At 71.3% G+C, this 17376-nt stretch carries 13 protein-coding genes; 4 read left to right on the plus strand and 9 right to left on the minus strand.

Translation table 11 applies throughout. The features are described from left to right. Positions 1-288 precede the first annotated feature (288 nt). The 4 genes from ACIG0D_RS33960 to ACIG0D_RS33975 all read left to right on the plus strand — a co-directional run bounded on the left by ACIG0D_RS33960 (position 289) and on the right by ACIG0D_RS33975 (position 6125). Positions 289-3342, plus strand: a complete 3054-nt coding sequence (locus ACIG0D_RS33960; protein ID WP_399808906.1) for an FG-GAP-like repeat-containing protein — start codon at positions 289-291, stop codon at positions 3340-3342. 116 nt (positions 3343-3458) lie between these two features. Continuing rightward, positions 3459-3752, plus strand: coding sequence for a hypothetical protein (locus ACIG0D_RS33965; protein WP_399808909.1), 294 nt, complete (start codon positions 3459-3461; stop codon positions 3750-3752). Positions 3753-4021: 269 nt separating this feature from the next. Next, entirely contained in the window at positions 4022-5818 is a 1797-nt protein-coding gene (locus tag ACIG0D_RS33970; RefSeq protein WP_399808912.1) for a pentapeptide repeat-containing protein, read from the plus strand. A gap of 28 nt (positions 5819-5846) precedes the next feature. Beyond that, positions 5847-6125: a hypothetical protein gene (locus ACIG0D_RS33975; RefSeq protein WP_399808914.1), complete on the plus strand. Its 279-nt coding sequence runs from the start codon at positions 5847-5849 to the stop codon at positions 6123-6125. A 68-nt stretch (positions 6126-6193) separates the two neighbouring features. On the opposite strand, the gene ACIG0D_RS33980 is transcribed toward ACIG0D_RS33975, so the two are convergent. From ACIG0D_RS33980 to ACIG0D_RS34020, 9 genes are all read right to left on the minus strand, one after another. Beyond that, on the minus strand, positions 6194-8218 hold the full coding sequence (locus tag ACIG0D_RS33980) for a hypothetical protein (protein WP_399808917.1): 2025 nt from the start codon (positions 8216-8218) through the stop codon (positions 6194-6196). Next, the gene (locus tag ACIG0D_RS33985; RefSeq protein WP_399808920.1) at positions 8208-8621 is read right to left on the minus strand and encodes a hypothetical protein; all 414 of its coding nucleotides are present in this window, start codon (positions 8619-8621) and stop codon (positions 8208-8210) included. The genes ACIG0D_RS33980 and ACIG0D_RS33985 overlap by 11 nt, the downstream gene beginning before the upstream one ends. A 458-nt stretch (positions 8622-9079) precedes the next feature. After that, entirely contained in the window at positions 9080-9379 is a 300-nt protein-coding gene (locus ACIG0D_RS33990; protein ID WP_399808923.1) for an SCO5918 family protein, read from the minus strand. A gap of 41 nt (positions 9380-9420) precedes the next feature. Further along, the gene (locus ACIG0D_RS33995; protein ID WP_399808926.1) at positions 9421-9840 is read right to left on the minus strand and encodes a CBS domain-containing protein; all 420 of its coding nucleotides are present in this window, start codon (positions 9838-9840) and stop codon (positions 9421-9423) included. A 128-nt stretch (positions 9841-9968) separates the two neighbouring features. Continuing rightward, on the minus strand, positions 9969-11504 hold the full coding sequence (locus tag ACIG0D_RS34000) for a DEAD/DEAH box helicase (protein WP_399808929.1): 1536 nt from the start codon (positions 11502-11504) through the stop codon (positions 9969-9971). Positions 11505-11709: 205 nt separating this feature from the next. Further along, positions 11710-11913, minus strand: a complete 204-nt coding sequence (locus tag ACIG0D_RS34005) for a cold-shock protein (protein ID WP_007383480.1) — start codon at positions 11911-11913, stop codon at positions 11710-11712. 228 nt (positions 11914-12141) lie between these two features. Beyond that, positions 12142-12480 (minus strand): MerR family transcriptional regulator, encoded by a 339-nt coding sequence (locus ACIG0D_RS34010; protein WP_399808932.1) that lies wholly within the window; start codon positions 12478-12480, stop codon positions 12142-12144. A gap of 353 nt (positions 12481-12833) precedes the next feature. After that, the gene (locus ACIG0D_RS34015; RefSeq protein WP_399808935.1) at positions 12834-13121 is read right to left on the minus strand and encodes a DUF4190 domain-containing protein; all 288 of its coding nucleotides are present in this window, start codon (positions 13119-13121) and stop codon (positions 12834-12836) included. A gap of 168 nt (positions 13122-13289) precedes the next feature. Then, complete coding sequence (locus ACIG0D_RS34020) at positions 13290-17126, minus strand: FG-GAP-like repeat-containing protein (RefSeq protein WP_399808938.1); 3837 nt, start codon at positions 17124-17126, stop codon at positions 13290-13292. Between the last annotated feature and the right edge of the window lie 250 nt (positions 17127-17376).

The raw sequence follows: 17376 nt of genomic DNA on the forward strand, positions 1-17376 counted from the left end.
CCTCCGTTTCGCGGGCGCGGGCCCCGGCCACCGGTGGCCGAAAGTGGTCCCCCTCCCCAGGCGAGCCCCACCGCGACCGCTCGGCCGCCCCTGCTCCCGGCGGTGCGGAAGGCACGTACGCGACGGCTTGCCGTCGATCACGCCCCGCCCGACTGCTAGGATCCGGCCACTCGCGTTGAGGGGGGCCTGAACGCCGTCCGCCACAGGTGCTGCCGCACGGCCTGTGGGCCACCGGCATGCCGTACGCGCCTTCCCCGGCCTTTCCCCGCCATCCCTGGAGAAGCCCGTATGGCCAGACGTGCGCTCGGACGCGTCGCGACCGCCGCCGCCGTTTCCTTCACGCTCGCCGTGGGCCTCGCCCCGCTGACGACCGGCACCGCACACGGTGAGACGGTCGCCGGAGAGGTCCTGGTCCCCGCCACCACGGCCCAGCTGCCCGAGACACGGCTGCTGGGCGCGGGGCCGTCCGGTTTCCTCCGGTACGAGCACGGGCGCGGCCGGCTGTGGACGACGTACGCCGGCGCCGACACGGTCGTCGACGCGTCCGGCACGTACGACGTCCCCGAGTTCGGCGTCGGCTCCGACGTCGTCGCCCGCCACGACGCGTCGGCCGGGACCGTGACGCTGCGGGACATGGCGACCGGCGAGTCCCGCACGGTCACCGTCCCGGAGGGGCACACCTACTTCAGCAGCCTCGGGTGGACGGTCGTGACCGTCGCCGGGACGCTGGGCACCGACGCCCGCTGGCACCTCCTGGACACCCGGGAGGACGGCACGTTCACCGACCGCGCGGTGGAGGGCGTCCCCCAGGGCATCACCTGGACCGCGACGGCCAACGGCGCGCTCGGCGACCCGAAGGGACAGGTCGTCACCTACCGCGCGGACGGCAAGGCGTACACCGGCTGGCTGGACGTCGCCCAGGGCCGGCTGCTCCCGCTGCCGTACGCCGCCGAATACCCCTACGGTTTCGTCCTCACCCCCACCCACCTGATGTGGTGGGAGGAGTACGGCAAGGTCGCCATCGCAGCGCGCGACGACCTGACCACCACCTCCCGGACCCTGACGATCCGCGGCGACGTGCAGCTGCTCGGCATGGTCGGCAACTCCGTCGTCGTCTCCCGGTACGACGAGACGCTCGGCGGCTACGACGTGGGGCTGCCGCTGTGGCGGGTCGAGGCCGTCGCCCCCGACGGCACCACCCGGCCCCTCCTCGAGCGGTCGTTCGGGCGCGCCCTGCCCACCCCGGACGGCGGGCTCCTGGTGGCGGGCGGCTCCCGTCCCCAGGACTGGGGAATCTCCCTCGTCGAGACCGCCGACGGCGGCGGGACGACCGTGCGCCGGATCGCCGACGGCTCCCTGCGCGAGCAGAACCACACGGTCTCCCAGCTGACCCTGACCCAGGGGCGGCTGAACACCCTGGAGAAGGACCCCGCGCGGAAGTGGACGTATCTCCACACCCGGGAGATCGACGCGACCGGCTCCCTCACGCCCGGCGCGCGCACCACGCGGGGCCGCGTACTCCCCGAGAACTACACGAACGAGCGCCCCCGCCTGCACGACACCGGTGACGGCCGCACGGTCATCTCCGGCTACGGCACGACCGCCGCCCAGCAGCCGCACGTCCTGGGCCCCGCCCAGTCGATGCCCGGCACCCGGATCGACACCTCGCGCGTCTACGACGCGGTGGCGGCCGTCGGCGGCCGGTTCGCCGCGCTGCGGGAGCCGTACAGCGGCGACGCGACGCAGATGCGGGTCGTCGACCTGGACACCGGGCGCACCGTGTACACGACGACGGAGGGCGTCGCGGGGATCTGGGGCACCACCCTGTGGCAGGCGGACGGCAGCGACAGCGTGGTCCCCGTCGACCTGCTGACCGGACAGCGGGGCAACCCGGTGTGGTTCGGCAGGGGCTGCCTCCTGAACGACTTCCAGGCCGTCGGCCGCTGGCTGCTGTGGACGTGCGTGGGCGGCATCGAGGCCCAGGGCGTCTACGACACCGCCACCCAGACCAACCTGACCCTCGTGACCGGCTCCGGCTGGGAGCAGGCGCAGCTCGGTGACGGCTTCGTCGCCACCGTGCGGGACGGCCAGCTCACGGTGATCGACGTGCGCGGCGGCAAGGCCGAGTCGCACACCGCCGGGAAGTTCGAGTGGGACGCCTGGGACGTCGACCCGTACACCGGTGTCATCGCCCAGCACCGCGGCGACGGCGCCGTCCGCCTGACCCCCAGCGGCGTCCCCGTCTCCGCCCTCGCCCAGCTCGACGCGACCGTCGCCGGCTCGGCGGACGTCAAGGGCGGCACCGGGCAGTGGAGCCCGAAGTGGTGGCTGAACAAGCCGGCCGCCTCCTGGCAGCTGGTGATCAGGCACAAGGCGACCGGTACGACCGTCCGCACGCTCACCGGCGGCCAGGCGCGCGGCGTGGTCGCCCCGGTGTGGAACGGCAAGGACGGCTCCGGCCGGCTGGTGCCCAACGGCACCTACACCTGGACGCTGACCGCCACCCCGGCCGACGCTCAGGGCCCGGCCCTGACCCGCTCCGGGACGCTCAAGCTGAGCGGCGCCGCCGCCGTGGCCCGGGACTTCATCGGCTCCGACGGCATCGGCGAGCTGCTGACGCTCAACAGCTCCGGCGGCCTGACCTACCACCGCGGCGACGGCACCGGGACGTTCTCCACCAAGACCACCGGCACCGGCTGGCCGACCACGCTCAAGGCGGTGCCCTACGGCGACCTGAACGGCGACCGCTGCAACGACGTGCTGATCCGGCTGAGCAGCGGCGCCCTGCGCGCCTACAAGCCCGGCTGCGGCAAGGCGCTCACGACGTCGACGCCGTACACGTCCCTCGGCACCTCGGGCTGGACCCAGTACGACATCCTGACCTCCCCCGGTGACATCACCGGCGACGGACGCGCCGACCTGATCGCGCGCCAGGCCTCGACCGGGGACGTCTACCTCTTCAAGGCCACCAGCAGCGGCACGCTCTCCGCCCGCACCAAGCTCTACTCCCGCTGGACCGGCTACAAGAAGATCATCGGCGCCGGCGACCTCAACGGCGACGGCCGCGGCGACCTCCTCGCCCAGGACAAGTCCAACGAGCTGTGGCGCTACAACGGCACCGGCTCGGGCACGTTCACGTCCCGCGTGAAGGTCTTCGACGACTGGGGCGGCTCCTACGACTCCGTCACCGGCGTCGGCGACATCACCGGCGACGGCAAGGCCGACCTCGTCTCCCGCGACACCTCCGGCAACGTCTGGCGCAGCACCGGCAACGGCAAGGGCTCGTTCGCGTCCCGGGTACGGATCGCCACCGGCTGGCAGGGCTACAAGGGACTCTTCTGACCAGCCCCCACCCGCCGCCGAGGTCACGTTGTCGTACCGTGGCCTCGGACGTCGACCCGCCCTGGCATACCGGCACGTGCCTCGGCGGGGTGAGGGGGAGGCGAGGAGTGACGGCGATGGACGCGACCGCCGGCTCACTGCCCGGAGCGCTCACCATGAGCTACGAGGGCCAGATGCTGCGCAACCCGCACGTCGTGAAGCTCCGCCTCCGCAACGCCGGCCGGCACGCGGTCGCCAGTGACCACTACGACCAAGGGCGCCCCATCCGCTTCGACCTGGGCCGCCCCGTCATCCTGCTCGACAGCTCGGCGCCCGGCGCCTTCTCCGTCGAGGGCAGCCGGGTCAGTTATCTCGGGTGTCGAGCGGGCGACTGGCATGTGAGGCATGTATCCCCCAGTCACCGCGCCTGACAGATATCTGCGGGTTGTTCAGGCACGTACGGCACGTTCATATGTGGGTCGATCCCTGACTTAGCGTGGATCGAGGCAGATCGGATGTCATCGGTCGGTGACAGCCGGGGTGCAGCCGCACCTTTCCGGGCCCACCCTGCTGCTCATCGACGACTGCTTACCGGGTTGGTCGGCGAATTACGACGGCGACGCTGCCCCTCACGGTCGAGCCTGAACCGCTCCCGTCCCCAGAGCGTCCATACAGGCACCTGACCGTGGAGCCGCCGCTTATGAGCACGTCCGAACCGCCGCCCTGGCCGCACTGCGCCCACGGCGCAGACCCTGCTGCCGACCCCGTCGGCTGCCGCGGCATCCACGTCCCCCGCCACACCGCGTGCCTCGCCCACCTGGCCGACGCCGACCGCGACGCCTACCTGGCCGGCCTGACCCCCGGCAGCGACATCGACCACCGCGGCACCCCCTTCACCGAACGCCTGCTCAACGCCCTGCTCAACGCCCTCCGCGACCCCGCCACTGGACACGCACGCCTAGGCATCACCCGGTTCGAGTCGGCGACCTTCCAGGCCAGCGCCGCGTTCAGATCGGCGACCTTCCAGGGCAACGCCGCGTTCGAATCGGCAACTTTCCAGAGCGACGCCGAGTTCAGTTTGGCAACTTTCCAGCTCGGCGCCGGGTTCGGGTCGGCGACCTTCCAGGGCGGCGCCTGGTTCGAGTCGGCGACCTTCCAGGGCGGCGCCTGGTTCGGGTCGGCGACCTTCCAGGGCGGCGCCTGGTTCGGGTCGGCGACCTTCCAGGACTTCGCCTGGTTTGAGTCGGCGACCTTCCAGGCCAGCGCCGCGTTCAGATCGGCGACCTTCCAGGACTTCGCCAGGTTCGGGTCGGCGACCTTCCAGGGCGACGCCCGGTTCGAGTCAGCGACCTTCCAGGGCGACGCCCGGTTCGAGTCAGCGGTTTTCGAGCGGTGGGTCAGCCTTGGGCCGCTGGTGTGCGCTGGGCGGGTGTCATTGTCCGGGGCGGTGTTCAACGGGCCGGCGACCCTCTCGTTCGCCGGACGCCGTCTGGAGTGCCGGCGGACCCGCTGGCTGTCCACGGCCGAGGTGCGGCTGCGCTACACCAGCGTGGACTTCGCCCACGCAGTCTTCGAGTACCCCCTCACCATCGCCGCGGAGGCCGACCCCTTCGTGCTCTCCACCGGGGAGCCGCTGGAGGAACGGGCCCTCGCCCACGCGCCTGACGCAGCGGTGCGGATAGCTTCGCTGCGCGGGGTGGACGCGGCGCATCTGGTTCTCGCCGACGTCGACCTGTCGGGGTGCCTGTTCACCGGGACGGTGCACCTGGACCAGGTGCGGCTGGAGGGCGACTGTTCCTTCGACACGGTCCCGCCCGGCACGCACTGGCGGCGCTGGCGCCCGGCACGGTTCACCCCGCGCCGCACCCTCGCCGAGGAGCATCACTGGCGCGCGCAGCAGCCTGACGCCGTCCCGGGCTGGAACGTGGCGGTGCTCGGCGCCGGGCGCGCCGGGCCGACACAGCTGGCGCCGGTGTATCGGGCGCTGCGCAAGGCGTTCGAGGACGGCAAGAACGAGCCGGGAGCGGCGGACTTCTACTACGGCGAGATGGAGATGCGCCGCCACGACCGCACCACCACCTCCCGTGCCGAACGCGGACTGCTGCACGCCTACTGGATGCTTTCGGGCTATGGCCTGCGCGCCCTGCGGGCTCTGGGCTGGCTCGCCGCCGCCATGCTGATCACCCTCGTGCTGCTGATGGGCTTCGGTCTGCCGAAGGAGGACCCGAAGCAGGAGGCGACCGGCACCGTGCCGCCCGGCGGAGGCAGGGTCACCTTCGAGATCGACAAGGACGACCCGCAGAACCCCACCGGGAACAGGTTCAGCGGCAAGCGCTTTGAGAAGGCTTTGAACGTCACGCTCAACTCGGTGGTGTTCCGCTCCTCCGGCCAGGACCTGACCACTGCCGGCACCTACATCGAGATGACCTCCCGCCTCGTGGAACCCACTCTCCTCGCCCTCGCCGTCCTTGCCGTCCGCGGACGCATCAAACGCTGACTGCGTTGCCCCGGCCCAGCGGAGTCCTGTGAACGGTTCGCCCGAACCGTTCGGCTACGTGCCTTACTTGCCTACGCCGTCGATCGTGCTCCTGAATTGCACAGCAACCCTTCGACCCCTAGATAACCTTCTTTGCGGCCAAGTCGAGCACTACTTCATCGACACAAAGGTCATCGACGAACCCCCGGACTCGGACCGCACCACCACCCGCCAACTCCGCTCGGCCGTGGTCCTGGCGACCGGCGGCTTGGTCACAGCGCTGGGCTCGGCGGTGTCCGCCCTCCTCGGCAGTCTCTTCTTCAACTAGGCGGCTGTCCCTGGCAACTGCTCGCTTTTGGCGGCGACACGGTCAGCCGCCGGGCGAGGAGGGTCCGGTCAACGCGTCTCTTCGTCGCCCGTCTGTTCCCGAGCGGCTTCCTTGGCCAGGTCATGGGTGTCCGCCCACGCGGCCAGTCTCCGGTCGCTGCGGTCGAGCTTCCGGCGCAGCTCGGCGATCTGGGCTGCGTCCCAGCCGTCACGCTCGACCAGGCTCTTCCCTCCCTCGGTGACGGGGACGTCCGCCATGGCGTCGACGGCCTTGGTGAACTCCTCGACCTTCGAGCGGACTTCGGCCCAGCGCCGGCTCGCCGCCGCGAAGCCCGTGGACTGGCCGTCGGTGCCGGACGGCTCACCGTTGTAGGTGTGGCGTACGAGCGTGTCGGTCAGCTCGCGCGGCTCTCCGCCGGACGTGAGGACCCGTACACCCTCCTCGTCCACCTCGTAGAGCGTTTCGCCACGCCGGCCGGCACGCACCACCTCATACGCCTGGTGCACCCCGCGACTGCGCGACAGCATGGCGCGCAACACGGTCGCCGGGCTGCGGTCGTCCTCGTAGGCGGTCCCGCCGAACACCTCGCGCTGCAACGCCATGGGGTCGGCGACCGCCATGTAATAGGCCGCCTTCGTTGCCAGTTCCGTCTGCGCCGGACCGAGTTCGCCGTTGTCGCCGAGGCCGTACTCCACCTCCTCCAGGGCGGCGTCGCGCAGAGCTTCCAGCGAGGGGCCGTCCGCCGTGGCCCCCTCGAGCCGCAGATCGGCCCGCAGGTGCCGCTCGATCTCCGGCAGCCGGTAGGCGCGTTGGAGGACCGCACGCCGTGGCCGTACCCGCTGGAGAAGGTCGTTCTCCTCCGTGCGGTAGGGACGGATGATCAACTCGACGGCGAGGTCGACCCGGTCCTCGCGCGTGGGCTTCTGCTTCGCGGTCAGGGACCGGATGCCGTCATTGACCCGCCGCTTGGTGCTGCCGCCCAGCACCGAACGGCAGATCGCCGCAGCGCGTACGTCACGGTAGGGGCTGAATCCCTCCGCCTCGGCGTCCTCGGCGGTGATGACACCCGCGAGCCACTGCTTCTCCAGCTCGCTGATCCGGGCGGGCCGGGTACGGGTCGGCTGCGCGAGCGCGTCGAGGACGGCGTCGGCCTTCGCCTCGTTCTCCACCGCCGATCCGTACGGCTTCGGCGGCCGGATGTGCGTGAGGCCGATGAAGTTCCGCACGGCCGTGTGGAAGGGGAGGAGCGTACGCTCGTTGGGCCGGAATCCGATGACCACCCTCGCGGGGACGGTCAGAACGCGCACCTTCTGCTGCTCCGCCTCACTGAGTGACTCCCAGCCCTGTTTCTGGACCAACCGGATCCACCGGTTGACCTCCCGGCGGAACAGCCGGCTGTCGCTGCTCCATTCATAGGCCACTTTGGAGGGCGCGTAGTTCAGCAGCTCGTGCACCGCGCTGATACGGCTCGATCCGTCCGCCGCGATCAGAAGGGCGGCCGGACGGTGCCCGTTGCGGTGGCGCACGGTCATCGGCACGACGGTGAGCGGCTGCAGCACGCCGTCCACCGCCACGTCCTCACCCAGCGGGTTGTCCGTGGCCAGCCGCCCCTGGGCGTCCTCCAGTCGCGTCGCCAGCGTGCCGGGACTGTCGACGAGGATCTCCAGTTCCGCCGGGCTCTCCGCGCTGGTGGTCGGCTCGGGCAGTACGCGTAGCCCCGCCGCCGCGCCGCCCAGTGCGTAGCTCCTGCGGCCGTACTCCCTGGGATTGGCCGGGTGCGGTACCACCGCGGCCGACCACAGGCGGGTCTCCGCGATCAGCAACGTGCCGCCTTGCACGCGGAGTTCGGCGGGGTCGGAGAGTTTCCTGCGCAGTTCGTCGGGGCGTACGGCCCCATGGGATAGGACCCGGACGGTGCCCTCGGTGAATCCGCGGCTGGAGAGGGCATCGGAAAGATTGTCCACCGCGTTGACGCGCGGCAGGGGCCAGTTCGCGGGCTGCCAGCCGGCGTCCATGTCGAGGGGAACATCATCGGCCGGCCGGGCATCCGCCGCCGCGTCGGGGCCGGGGTGCTGCGTCAGCTCACCAGCCATGGGCCGCCTCCGCGATCCGGTCCGCAAGGAGGAGCGCGTCGTGTGCCCTCGCGCGGGCGCTGTCAGGGGCGGGGAAGTCGACGAGGTGGGCGTCGCGGGACACCTGTGCCGCGTGATCGCTGAGTGCCGCACGGACCTGGTACCAGGCTTCGCGACTCTGTGGCACGGTCAGCAGCCGACTGCCGTCCAGGCCGAGTGCCTCGTCCTCGTGATCGGAGCGCTCGGCCACGAGGTCGGCCCAGCGGGCGGCCAGTCGTCCGAGGGTGACGCCCTCGTCGAGGCCGGTGTCAGGCGATGTGGCGGCGGAGCACTCCACCACGGCCTGTCGAAGGACGGCCGAGATCAATCGGACTTCGTCCGTGGCTAAGGTGATCTGAACGGTGTGGGGTCTGGCCGTGGCCATGGAACGGCACTCCAGGAGAGTCGGGGCCGGCTCGGACGCCGGCACGTCTGCCTCTGTTCGCCGGGCGCGAGGGCCCGGCAGAGCGAGAGCGCGGACGTACGTGCCGCCGACCTCCACCCGTGTCTGTCCGCGGACCGTGAACTGATGGCTCCGGGACGTCTGGTGCCGTTCGAGCCACACGCCGACCGTCTGCGGCTGAGGCACGACGTGAGGGTCGTGCCTCCCATACGGCAAGCGGAACGGCTGCTCGGACTCGGCTGAACGCAGCTTGCCGAGGAGCCGTTCCACACAACGCGAGGACATCGAGCGAGTCGCTCAGAACGCAGAATGTATCCGCATGGTCACCATGAGTGCAAGGCTCTTCCTTTTGTCGCACAAGCGACTCCCGTCAACGGCGTGAGGCCCCCGCGCTTCCCGAGCGCGGGGGCCTCACGTCGAACCGTCGGGCGCCGGTGTCGTCACCAGCCCAGCACGCTCTCGTCCTGTCCGGGCGCCGGGGCCGGGGCCGGGGTCGGAGCGATCGCGGCGGCGTCGTGGCAGGTGAACCCGAGGCGGGTCAGGGCACGGCGCATCTCGCCCACGGTGAAGTCCCGGCGGCTCTGACGGGTGATCACTTCGCCGACCTGCATCACGGGGTAGACGCGGCGGTTGATGGTGACGGCCAGGCCGGTGACGGGTTCGGGCTTGATTCCGCTCATCGACTGCTCGACCTCGCTCTTGATGAGGTCGAAGGGGAAACGGGCGATGACACAGCGCATGGACGCCTCCACGGGGTCGGAAAGGGGGGTCGGACGGCGGTTCAGGAGGTGAGAGCGAGGACGCCCAGGGCGTAGCCGTGCTCGTCGATCACGGGGGACACGTCCAGTGCCCGGCCCCGCATGGCCGCCTCGGCCTCGCTGAGCACGGCCACGGACGAGGTGAACGGCCCGCGGTCGAGCGGGATGTCCCGCAGCCGCGTCCGGTCGCTGTACCAGGAGCCGCCGCGGTGCGCGGAGAGCTGGGTCAGGGTGACCAGCCCCACGCAGCGGCCGTCCTCGTCCTGGAGCAGCAGGTGCGGGACACGGGCCCCGATCAGCACGGACAGCGCCACGTCGACGGTCATGTGGTCGTCCACCTGGGGCCCGGGAGCCTCCATGGCGTCACGGGCGGTCAGACCCGTGCCGACGACGGTGTCCCACGTCTCCCCGGTCTGCGGTGCGCGGGGCGGAATCGGCGTCAAGGCTTCTCCTCTTCGTCGGAGCGGTGGAGGGAGGACCAGGCGACCGGGAGGGCCGGTGGCCCGGAGGGGCGAGGCCGGAGGCGCGGAGGCCCGAGGGCCGGGACACGCCCTCGCCTCACCCGCCCGGGCTACGGATTGGTCCTCGGGGCGGTGCGGCGAGTCGCGGTGGTGGGCGAACCGGCTCCGCCGCGGCCGGCGGTGCGGGCGGTGCCCCGCTGGCCGGGCCGTCCGCTCCGGCCTCGGCCCCGTCCACGGCCTCGGCCGCCGCCGGACCCCGTGCCGGTGCTCTGCTCGGTGACCGGTGCGGTGATGGTGACGGGCACGCCGGAGGGCGTGCGGGCGCCGGTGATGCGGTGCAGCTCGGCCTCGCCCGGGCGGATCCGGACGGTACGCGCGGTGATGCCGGCATCGGCCATCACGCGGTCCACCGCGCGGCGCTGGTGCGGCAGGACGAGGGTCACGACGGTGCCGGACTCGCCCGCGCGGGCCGTACGGCCGCCGCGGTGCAGGTAGTCCTTGTGGTCGCCCGGAGGATCGACGTTCACGACGAGACCGAGGTCGTCGACGTGGATGCCGCGGGCCGCCACGTTGGTGGCCACGAGCACGGTGACGTGCCCGTCCTTGAACTGCGCGAGGGTCCGGTTGCGCTGCGGCTGGGACTTGCCGCCGTGCAGGGCCGAGGCGCGCACACCGACGGACAGCAGATGCTTGGTCAGCCGGTCCACCGCGTGCTTGGTGTCGAGGAACATGATCACTCGCCCGTCCCGGGCGGCGATCTCGGTCGCGGTGGCGTGCTTGTCGTCGTCGAGCACGTGCAGCAGATGGTGCTCCATGGTGCTGACGGCGCCCGCGGACGGGTCGACCGAGTGCACGACGGGATCGTGCAGGTAGCGGCGCACGAGCAGGTCGATGTTCCGGTCGAGGGTGGCCGAGAACAGCAGCCGCTGGCCGCCGGGACCGACCTGGTCGAGCAGCGCGGTGACCTGCGGCATGAAGCCCATGTCGGTCATCTGGTCGGCCTCGTCCAGCACGGTGACGGTGACCTGGTCCAGCCGGCAGTCGCCCCGGTCGATGAGGTCCTTCAGACGGCCCGGCGTGGCCACGACGACCTCGGCGCCGGAGCGCAGCGCGTTCGCCTGGCGGCTGATCGCCATGCCGCCCACCACGGTCGCGAGCCGCAGCCGCGCGGCGCGGGCGTAGGGGGCGAGCGCGTCGGTGACCTGCTGGGCCAGTTCCCGGGTGGGTACGAGCACGAGGCCGAGCGGCTGCCGGGGCTGGGCCCGCTGCCCGTCCAGCCGGGACAGTACGGCGAGGCCGAAGGCGAGGGTCTTGCCGGAGCCGGTGCGGCCACGGCCCAGTACGTCCCGTCCGGCCAGCGCGTTCGGCAGGGTGGCCGCCTGGATCGGGAAGGGCACGGTCACGCCCTCGGTGCCGAGCGCGGCCAGTAGCCGGTCGGGCATGCCCAGCTCGGCGAACGACGTGACCGGCGGGAGCGGCGCGGTGATCGCGACCGGCAGGGCGAACTCCTGCCGACGGGCCGGAGGCCTCGTTCCGGGGCCGTTACGCCGTCCGGCCGCTGCCGGACGGGACTTCTGCCTACCTGTGTCCTTGGCGCGGAAACGGCCGGAGCCGCTGCCGCCACCGGTACCACGGGTGTGGTTCAAGTGGAGGAACCTTCCTCGATGCGGCGCATCGAGGAATTCCGGCCACGGCAAAGCGCCGGGCGTGGATTCACAAGAATGAGCCGAAGAAATTGCGAAAAGCGCGAGAGGCGCGTAGAGCGGTCCGGTGGCGCCGGACGAGCAGAGAATGGGCTGGGGCCCGCACCCCAGAGAGTGCGGGCCCCAGCCACATGAGTTCGCGTCAGCGTCAGGCGGGAACGATGTTCTCGGCCTGCGGGCCCTTCTGGCCCTGCGTGACGTCGAAGGTAACCTTCTGGCCTTCCTGAAGCTCGCGGAAGCCGGAGGTGGCGATGTTCGAGTAGTGGGCGAACACGTCAGCGCCGCCGCCGTCCTGCTCGATGAAGCCGAAGCCCTTTTCCGCGTTGAACCACTTCACGGTGCCAGATGCCATATTGAATCTCCCTTGGGGGCAGTGCCGGACTCCGCACTTTGCGGGGCCCGAGTCGCCGCTGTGATCACCCCTCCGGAAAGATCCGGAAAGTCTGCAAAGAAAAAATCTCTGGGACCAAAACTGCAACTGCTATCACGCTAACACAGATCGTCCGACAGGCCACCCCTGATTTTCCGGTGCCCCGGAAATCCTCACACCGCCGCGAGGCACATTTCTGCAGTCGCGGAACTAGATATCCGCGCCGTGCTCGTCCAGCTTGCGCCGCATGTCCCGGTTGCGGCGGCGCTCCTCGTCGAGCTGGTCCTCGAGCGAGATGATCCGGCACGCGGCCTCGACCGGGGTCCCCTGGTCCACCAGCTCACGGGCGCGCGCGGCGATCCGCAGCTGCCGCCGCGAGTACCGGCGGTGACCGCCCTCCGACCGCAGCGGTGTGATCAGCTCCGCCTCACCGATGGCCCGGAGGAAGGCGGGCGTCGTACCGAGCAGGTCGGCGGCCCTGCCCATGGTGTACGCCGGGTAGTCGTCGTCCTCGAGGTTGCCGGCGACAGGGACGTTCTCAGCGGGCATGGCACCTTCGTTCTCGGGACGCGTCAGGGGCCCGGGCGGGCGCGCCACCCGTGCTCAGAAGGGGTTCGGCACCACATCTGCCTCGTACGACAACCCTAACTCCGGCAGCCAAGAAGATGTGTTCTGGCCGTGACAGTTTTTCTCCCACCGCCCGCACCGGCAAGCGAAGGCCCACCCGCGGCCACCGAGGAAGCCCCCGCACCCCGACGCGACGCAGACCACACCCGGAACCGACCGGGCCCGACGGGGACGGACCGGGACGGACCGGCCCGGCACCACGAACGACACGAGGGCGGCCGACGAATCGGCCGCCCTCGTACGGGTGGGGCGGGTGGGGCGGGTGGGGCGGGCTGCTAGCCGCCCACGTACCAGCTGAACCCGTCGTTGCTGGCCGCGACGGCCAGCAGCACGAGCCACAGCACCACGTCGACGACACCGAGGACGATGCCCGCCTTCGCCATCCCGGCACCGTTCTTCACCGCCGCCTGACGACGCGCGACGGCACCGAAGATGATGGCCAGAGGCCCAAGAATGATGTTCAGGAAAAACAGCCCGACGACGCCGCAGCACAGACTCGCGATCGCCAGACCATTCGTACGCGATCCGGAGGACGCGGCAGAGGAACTGCCGTAACTCGCCATTGCATACTCCCGGTTGTCGGTTGCACTGACTGAACGGGGCGCCCACTCCGTACGCTTGCCTTGCTCACCGGGTGCCCCGTCGGGCAGCTCCCATGCAACGAACCGTCAGCACGGGAAAGGCCCCGACCGCCACCCGGTCGGGGCCTTCCGTTCTCTCGAAGTGCCGGATCAGAAAAGGGCCTTGTAGCCCTGCCATCCGGTGGCGATCTTCACTCGGCCCGTGAAGGACCCCTTGCCGTCGCCGCTGTTGCGCCAGACGTTGCCGGAGGTGTCGCGGGAGACGAGGTCCGCCTTGCCGTCGCGGGTGATGTCGCCGACGCCGATGACGGAGTTGTAGGAGGCGCCCCAGTCGTTGAAGAGCTTCACGCGGGCCGCGAACTTGCCCGTCCCCGTGCCGCTGTAGCGCCACAGTTCGTTCGAGGAGTCCTGGGTCAGCAGGTCGCCGTGGCCGTCGCCGTCGAGGTCGCCGACGCCGACGATCTTCTTGTAGGCCTTCCAGTTGTCGTAGAGCTTCACCCGCGCCGCCAGCTTGCCGTCGCTGGTGCCCTTGTGCAGGTACACCGCCCCGGTGGAGGAGCTGCGGGTGATCAGGTCGGCCCGGCCGTCACCGGAGACGTCGCCCGGCGAGGTCAGCAGGTCGTACTGGTTCCAGCCGGTGCCCAGCGAGACGTACGACGTCGACGGCGTGACCGCCTTGCCGCAGCCCGGCCGGTACGCCCGCAGGGTGCCGTCGGTCATGCGGACCAGGACGTCGTTGCACCGGTCACCGTTGACGTCGCCGAAGGGGATCGCCTTGACGGAGGCCGACCAGCCGGAGCCGCTGGTCTTGCCCGAGAAGGCGCCCGTGCCGGAGCCGTGCTGGATGGTGAGCGAGCCGCTGGAGTTCAGGGTCAGCAGGTCGCCGACGCCGTCCGGCGTCGCACCGGCGCCCGCGTGGTCGCGGGGCGCTGCCGTGATGACGCGCGCGGCGGACTCGGCGGTCGTGCTCTGCCAGCCGCTCTTGCGGGCGGTGACGGCGACGGTCAGCTTCTTGCCGCGCAGCGACGCGGGCACCTGGTAGGTGGCGGCGGTGGCTCCGGAGATCGCCTGGCCGTCGGCCTTCCACTGGTAGGCGTACGAGTCCGGGGTCGGCGTCCACGTTCCCGGCTTGGCGGTGAGCTTGGCGCCGACCTGGGCGGTGCCGGTGATGGCCGGGGCGGCGGTGTTCTCCAGCGGGGCCGGGGTGACGGTGAAGGAACCGCGCGGGTGCTCCCAGCTGTTGTGGGTGATGACGCTGAGGTACCAGTCACCCGGGGTGAGCCCGGTCAGGTCCAGGGTGGCCGTCAGGGACTTCCGGTCGGCGGCCACCGAGACGGTGGTGGACTCGACCGTCTTCCCGGACCGGCTGATCCGCACCTTGTCGTCCTCGTGGAGAGCGGTGCCCGTCACGGTCACCGTGGCCTTGCCGCCGGCGGTGCCGGTGGTCGGGCTGACCGTGCCGATGGTGATCGTCTCGGTGCCGCAGAGCGCGTACCTACAGGTCAGTTCCGCCTTGAACGCGGTCCGCGACGCCTTCTCCGGCAGCCCGATGACGAGGATGCTCGGGGTGACGTCCTTGGTGTACGGCTCGTTCAGGTAGCACTGGTAACCGCTCGGGATGAACCGCGTGCAGTTGTTTTCCAGGCGCGGGCCGTACAGCGCGGGCACGGCCGTGTGCGTGCCACCGGCCGTGTCGCTGATCTCGAAGTCGAACCGGTCGTCGTACCCGGTGGGCAGCGCCGCGCAGACCGCGGTGTGCTCCTCGTCGAGGGTGCCGGTGACCGGGCCGTAGCCGTAGCTGACGTTCGGGACCTTGGCGCACTCGGCGGCCGGGCCGTCGGGCGTCGCGATGCGCAGCGCGTCGAAGCGGTAGGACTCGGCGGCCGTCAGGTTCGTCGGGACGGTGACGAGGACCTGGTAGCTGGTGGAGCCGGTGACCGCGCACGCCTTGTTGCGGTACGAGCAGACGACGTCGCCCTTCGCGTCGTACGCCAGGATGTTGGCGCTGCCCAGCGGGTCGCGGACGTCGAGGTGCAGGGTGTCGTCGGCGTCGGCGGTGGTCACCTGGCGGCAGACCAGCAGACCGGGGGCCGCCGGAGTGCCGCCCGTGGACGGGCCGCCCACCGCGGTCGCCGGATTCGCCGCGCAGCCCTTCGCGCCGTCGGTGACATCACGGCGGGTCAGGGTGTACTCGGCGGCGGTGTCGCGGCCGGTGACCAGCACCGTGTGCGCGACGCCCGGGGCGAGGGAGCAGGTGGTCCACGTGGACAGGGAGGGCCAGACGCTGCAGACCTGCTTGCCGTCGGCGTCCAGCACCGAGAACTCGGCGGTGGAGCCGCCGGAGACGGCCCGCAGCTGGAGGTTCTCCACCGCGCTGTGGTCGTCCGCCGGGATGGACAGGCAGTGCGAGAAGACCCCGTCGCCGGTGCGGAGGCGGGCCGCGGCGCCGTCGGCGGTGAAGTCGCCCGCCGGAAGGGCCGGGCAGCCGCTCGCCGCGTCCGTGCGGTGCAGGGCGATGCGGTACGAGCCGGTCGCCGTGCTGTCGTCCTCGGTGGACACCAGTGCGCGGAAGGGCGCGGAGCCGGTCAGCGCGCAGGTGCCCGCGCCCAGGGACTCCCAGTCGCACCGCTGGACGCCGTCGGCGTCGACGACCACGACCCTCGGCTGCGGGGCCGGACCGCTCAGCGGCGTCAGCGCGGCCATCCGGGCGCCCTCGGGCAGCGGCAGCCGCAGGCATTCGATCCCGCCCGCCGCGGCGAAGGTGCCCTGGTGGTTGCCCAGTTCCACGGGCTCGCAGCCGTCGGTTCCGGCGCGGTCCAGGATGAGGGTGGCGTGGTCGGTGAGGACGGTGTAGTCACCGGCGGGGATGCCGCAGCCGGCGCACACCGTCTTCCCCTCACGGTCGTACACGGAGACGGAGGAACGCGTCTCGTCGGTCACCTCGTACACGCTGTACCGCCCCGTCGCCGGGACGCTGAAGATCTTGCAGCCCGTGGCCGGGGTGACGGTGGTGGGCGCGGAGCCGTACACGTTCACGGGGACGCGCGCACAGCCGGCCGGGTCGGACAGCCGGCGGATCGTCAGGGTGTACGGCGCGGGGAAGCCGCGCTCGGCCTGCCTGACGTGCCCCAGCACCCGGTACGGCCCGTCGCCGGGCAGCACACAGCCCTCGCTGTCGTCCTCGTTGAAGTGCGGGCAGATGTGGGCGCCCGTCTCATCGGTGATCCAGTTGATGCTCTCGCCGTAGGTGTCGGTGTGGAAGTCGACGGTGATCCGCTCGCCCGGCTTCCCCGAGAACGGGTGGCACACCAGGCCGAGCGGCGAGGCCGCGGAGCCGGTGACCGGGGGAAGGTCCCAGGACGTTCCGGTCTCCTTCGCACACCCGGTGGTGGCGGTGAGCGGGGTGACGGTCACCTGCGCCTCGGCGGGCTCGGTCCCCCAGCTGGTGTCGACGAACTTCAGCGTGAAGACGCCGGCCCGCGGCAGGGTGCACCAGCCGTCGCGCCAGGTGTGGTCGTAACAGTCCAGCTGTGTCTCACCGTCGAAGACCTGAGCGACCGCCCCGCCGCGCTCCGTGAGCACGCGGTGCAGGCCGGGCTGCTCGGCGGTGAAGCTCAGGCAGGCACTGCCGCCGGCGGGGACGGTCACCTGGCCGACCGCGGAACCCGGGTCGCCGAAGGGGGCGAGGGGGAGGGTGGGGCAGTCTTCGGCGGAGGGGGCGTCGGCGTCGCCGTCCGTTGCGGACGGGGTGGTGCCGTCGGTAGAGGTGTCCGACGCGGCGGCGTTGGAGTCGGTATTTGAGGCGGTACCGGAGGCGGCATCGGACGCCGCACCGGACGCGGCGGGCTCCGTGGCGGTGGCGGGCTCCGTGGCGGTGGCAGTGGCAGTGGTAGCGGCCGTGGCGTCGGCAGTGGCGCCGTCGGCCGCCTGCGCCGCGCCGACCGGCAGCAGGCCCGTCAGCAGCACCGAGAGTGCGATCGTGAACAAGAGTGCGGTGTACGCCACGGATCTTCCGCGCGCACACAGGCGGTAGGGCATGCCCATCCCCCCAGGACGGCGTCGAACGACGCAGGTGAGTGCCGGGGCCCTACATGACCGCGGGTCGAGGGCGGCGCACGGCGAAATCAGGCGAATGATCGCACAAATGTGCGCTGCGGGATACCCGGTCTCAGATGCAGAGGGGAAGAGCCTGAGTCACCCGCAAACGCGTACCCCGGCTCTGATCAGTAAACGCGGA

It is taken from the genome of Streptomyces sp. NPDC052773, assembly GCF_044547145.1.
Taxonomy (GTDB): Bacteria; Actinomycetota; Actinomycetes; order Streptomycetales; family Streptomycetaceae; genus Streptomyces.